Annotated in this window: 2 protein-coding genes; both read right to left on the bottom strand. The window is 62.7% G+C overall.

Annotated elements, in window-relative coordinates:
- The coding region (locus tag LRA98_RS12570) for an Eco57I restriction-modification methylase domain-containing protein (protein WP_443134952.1) at positions 1-3,014 on the bottom strand (3,014 nt) is incomplete at its 3' end.
- Position 3,015: 1 nt separating this feature from the next.
- On the bottom strand, positions 3,016-4,477 hold a 1,462-nt coding region (locus tag LRA98_RS12565), incomplete at its 5' end, for a C-terminal helicase domain-containing protein (protein WP_238634242.1).

Here is a 4,477-nt window from a genome sequence, read left to right as displayed (position 1 = left end):
CGCAGATCGCGCAGCTGCGTGGCGCTGAACTTGCGCAGGGCGAAGAGCGGTTGGTGGTCGCCGAGTACGCCGCTCTCCTCCCACTCGACCTTGAGCCAGGGCGGATTGCCGAGAGTCAGGTCGAACCCGCCGCGCTCGGCAAAGATGTCGGCAAACTCCAGCTCCCAGTGAAACACGCGGCGGGCCTGGGCAATCTCCTGCGCCCGCTTCAAGCGGGGGAAGTTGCGAAACAGCAGCTGCAAGTCGACTACGCCGAAGCGGTCGACAAAGCGTCGGCCGGCGTCGGGCATCGCACTCTCCCGGAAAAGATCCGGTGTCTCGTTCGGTTGCCCGGCCAGTATGGTGTCGCCGAGGAGCAGGTTCTCCAGATCGAACAGGAACTCCTCCCGGTCCGGCAGCTGCTGATGCTCACGGATCGGCCAGAACCACAACGCGCACCAGTAGTCCATGGCCAGGCGCAAGCGCCGGTAGGCCGGGACATTCTTTTCATACTCCGCGTAGAGTTCGCTGGCGACGGCCCGGTCCTTATCGGCAAGGCTGGTGCGCTGACCGTGAGCCGGGCGGCCGTAGATCGCATAGGGATCAGCGGTGCGTCGACGCAGCTTGGCCAGATGCCGGGCGTGCTCATGCCAGAGCTCGTCTATCCGGCGCGAAAGCCGCTGCAGCCGCTCAGCATCCTCACGGCTGAATGGCTTGGTAAAGGCGCGGCGCCAGGCGCCAATCGCCTTGATCGCCGCACCCTCCTCCTGCTTCACCGCCTTATCGGCGTACTTCGCCATACCGCTATCGGGCAGCAGGAAGTGCCAAACCTGTCCTTCGGGGAGGCTTTCGCCGAACGGCTGGCGCACCGGGGCGTTCTTGAGCCAGATGGCGTCGTCATTGGCTTTGCAGGTCAACTGACGTACCGGGTAGCTTTCCCGTCTCGCCCCGATCAGAGAGTTGCCGGAGCGGAGCTGCAGGCCAAACCACGGCACCTGCGGATAGGGACCGTCCGAGCGGGCGAGTGAGGCCAACCACAACGAAACCTCAGCCAACTCCACCGCGACCGGGTTGAGATCGACCCCGAACACGTTGTGATTGGCCAGGTAGAGCTTTACCCGTTGCTTTTCCGCGCCGTAGTCCGCTTGGGAGATGCGCTCGCCACTGGCGCTTTGAGCCAGCTCCAGATACAGATCCGCAAGCTGATCAACGGCCTCATTCAAAAAGGCTGCCGACCCCATGGCCGGCTCACAGATGGTCAGCTCCAGGACGCGCTCGGCACGGGCGGCGTCATCGGGCAGCGGATCGAGCTGCTCGCGCTTGAGCTCCTTGAGGGCGTACTTGACCAAGGAGCGGGTCAAAACTTCCGGCGTATAGTAGGAGGCGGTCTTCTCGCGGTCTCGACCCGCCAAGCGGTACAGGAAAGTCCCACGAGGGTGGCGCCGCAACGTAAGGTGCCCCTGCTCGTCGCGATCGTAGACCCGCTCTTCCTCACGGTAGCGCTCAAGCTCGGCAGCACTGACGAAGTATCCGGTATCCAGTGGATCGGGGTTCCCAGCCTTGGCCGACTTAACCTCGTAAAGATCTTCGCTAGCGAAGAACCCGCGGTAGGCCAGCAAGGCCTCGTAGACCGCCCCGAGCTGGTTGATGCCCAGTTGCGCGTAGGAGATGCGCCCCCTTCGCCGCCGTCCGCGCCCCGGCCGTGACAGCGACATCAACCGGATGATGTGCTGGAGAAGGTCATTGGGGAAAACGACCTGCTGCAGGTAAGGCGTGCGCTCCGGATCAAACAGATGGGAGGGCAGCGCCGCCATCGAAAACGCCTCTCCCTGGGTGTTCTCGGCTCGAAAGAGATCACCGTCCGGGTAGTAGCCTTCGCGAACCAGGCGAAAGAGGATCTCCAATGAATCGTGCAGAAAGCGCCCGCGCTGCTCGCGCTCGGTCTGCAGCGGCACCATCTCCAGCTCACGCAACGATTCCAGGCTGTAGCCCTGGTAGTACGTGGCATCGCCGATCGGCGCGTACCCCAGATCAGGACGTGCCTCGATGTAGAAGAGGAACAGGAGCCGATACATGTAGCGCAGGCACTCCCGGGAGAGCTGCTCCGGGTCAAGCCGGTCCTCTCCAGAGTAGATGCCCTCCTTGCGCTGACGCGCCTTGTCGATCAGCTGTCTCGCCGCCTCGTTACCAAGCAGCTCAATCGCCTCGCGCAGGGCATACTTGAGATCTTCGGAAACGCCGTAGGCATGTTTGTGGGCACTCTCCTCCAACGTGTCGAGTAGGCTGGAGCCTGACTCGCCCACCAGCGATTCGCGATGCAGGAGCACACTGGCCGCCTTAAGGGTTTCGGTCTCCTGCCGGGAGAAGAGTTCGGGCCAGTCGAAACGGAGCAGCCGGCCCTGCGCGAACTTAGTACGGTCGATCAGAAGCCACTGCCGTGGGCCGGTCAGTAGCACCCAGCGGGGCGGTCGCTCCTGAGCGAAAACAAAACGGCTAAGGGCGCTCTGCCAGTCGGTCAGATTCCCATGGCTGTTATAAAGCGCCTTGGGCACTGGCGTTGGCGAGAGCGTCGTATACTGCTCTTCCCGCAACGGAACCGTCAGCGGGTCCGCATCCGTCTCCTCAAGGGGCACCGCCTGCACAACCCAGACCAGCGGGGCATCGTCGGGACCGCGGTACTCGGCCAGAACCGGGATCTCACTGTCATCGGCGGAAAGTAGCCGGCGGGGGTTAAAGTCGTAGCCGAAAATGGACAGTAGCTGACGGACCAGGTCCCGCTGCCCCTCCACTCGGGGTTCGAGGCGGCGCTCTCGCTCAAGCTGGGAGAGCGAATGATTGTAGGCACTGGCACTAGCGCTCAACCGCTTCCAAGGGGTGCGCTGAGCCTCCGTATGCTCCTCGTTGCCCGTCTCGCCGGAGCGCTTCTCAGCCTGCTGCCAACGATCGACGACCGCTTTGATGTCGGTACTGAAGACCTCGCTGAGATAATGCTCGGAGTAAAACTCGTTTTCGTTGGTGATACCAACCCAGGCCACGTTACACCTCCGCCCCGGTGAACGCGGCGACGACCTGGACGTAGGGGTGCTGCTCCATCATCTGCGTATCCCGTAACCAGTTTTCATAGTCGCGGAAGACCCGCTCGATATGCTGCTCGCGCTCTGCGCGACGCCGTGCTTTCTTGCTTTCCACTTCACGGCTAGCAGCCAGCTCAAGCTCCATCTGCTCGATGTGGTGCTGTTTCAGGGCATCCATGGACTCCATTTGGCGATTGAGCCGCGCATCGATCCCGGGCTCCTGCTCTCGACGCAACTGCTGAAGATAGGCTTCAGTGCGGTCGACCACATCGGGGAGTTGCTTTTTAAGCGCCTCGGTATCACCGCTCTCCCCACGGTTCGGTAGCGCACCGACACGCAGGCCAAGCGCCTCGATCAAGGGTTGAAGGCCGTACTCCTCGACAATGGCGCCCTCTCGCAGGCGCACGCCGAGCCAACCATGAACGACCGGATAGCCGCGACGGTTGGGGAAACCGCCCTGTAGCAGAAACGCCGTCTCATCAGCTTCGAGAGCACGAGGCAGCCGGAACACGGGCGCCGCATGCCGCCCGAAGGCGTTTTCCGCTCGGTCGGCCAACCACTCCATGACCGGGTGCAGTGGCCATAGATACTGTCGGCTGGCCCAGGGACTGTCCTCGTCCCGGCGACGTTCCAACTCCTGCTGAATCGCCTCGACGTCCGGGGTGAGTATGAACCGATCGCCTTCGGGACGCGCCTGAGGCGCGATGTGGCGTAAGCGCTGACGCAAGTCCTGGGGAGCCGTCAGGGTCAGCACACGGCGTTGTAGATCCGCCTCGGCCTGCAAGTCCGGCTGATGGTTATGCAGCCACTGTACGGCCGTGCGGGCGTAGTCGAAATCGTCTTCAAATAGCGTGATCGGGGCCTCGGTTACGGCCTCCAGCGAGGGCGCCCGGGTCTCCTGCGGGACAAAGGCATCGAGTGGAGACTCGCTGGCTTCCTGCTGATTATCGAGGAAAGCTGAGAACAGGCCGGCCATATCGTCATCACCGGATTCGATGTACGCCCCGACCTGAGCTTCCTCCTCCTCGACCGAGTGGACGCCCATGAACTCCGAGGGATCGCCAATGTTCCGACTAGCCTGCTGGTCCTTCTCAATCAAGACTTCCAGCACGCGTTGCTCGCCTTGAATGCGCGCATTGCCCGGATCCGTGACCAGGTAGCGGATTTGGGGCGGGCGTGTCTGGCCATACCGATCGATGCGTCCATTGCGCTGTTGAAAAACCATCAGCGACCACGGCACATCGAAGTGGATCAGTCGATAGGACAGGTGGTGCAGGTTGAGCCCCTCGGCCGCGACGTCGGAGCAAAGCAGCAGGCGCACGGGCTCATCACGACGACCGAAAGCATCCACGGTCTCCATCAGCTCACGATCCGGCGCGTCTCCGCGCAACACTCGCAGCGCGCCTTTGTGTTCTGGTCGAATG

The sequence above is a fragment of the Halorhodospira sp. M38 genome, from assembly GCF_022227985.1.
Lineage (GTDB): Bacteria > Pseudomonadota > Gammaproteobacteria > Nitrococcales > Halorhodospiraceae > Halorhodospira > Halorhodospira halophila_A.
This window is presented reverse-complemented; position numbering and strand designations above follow the sequence as displayed.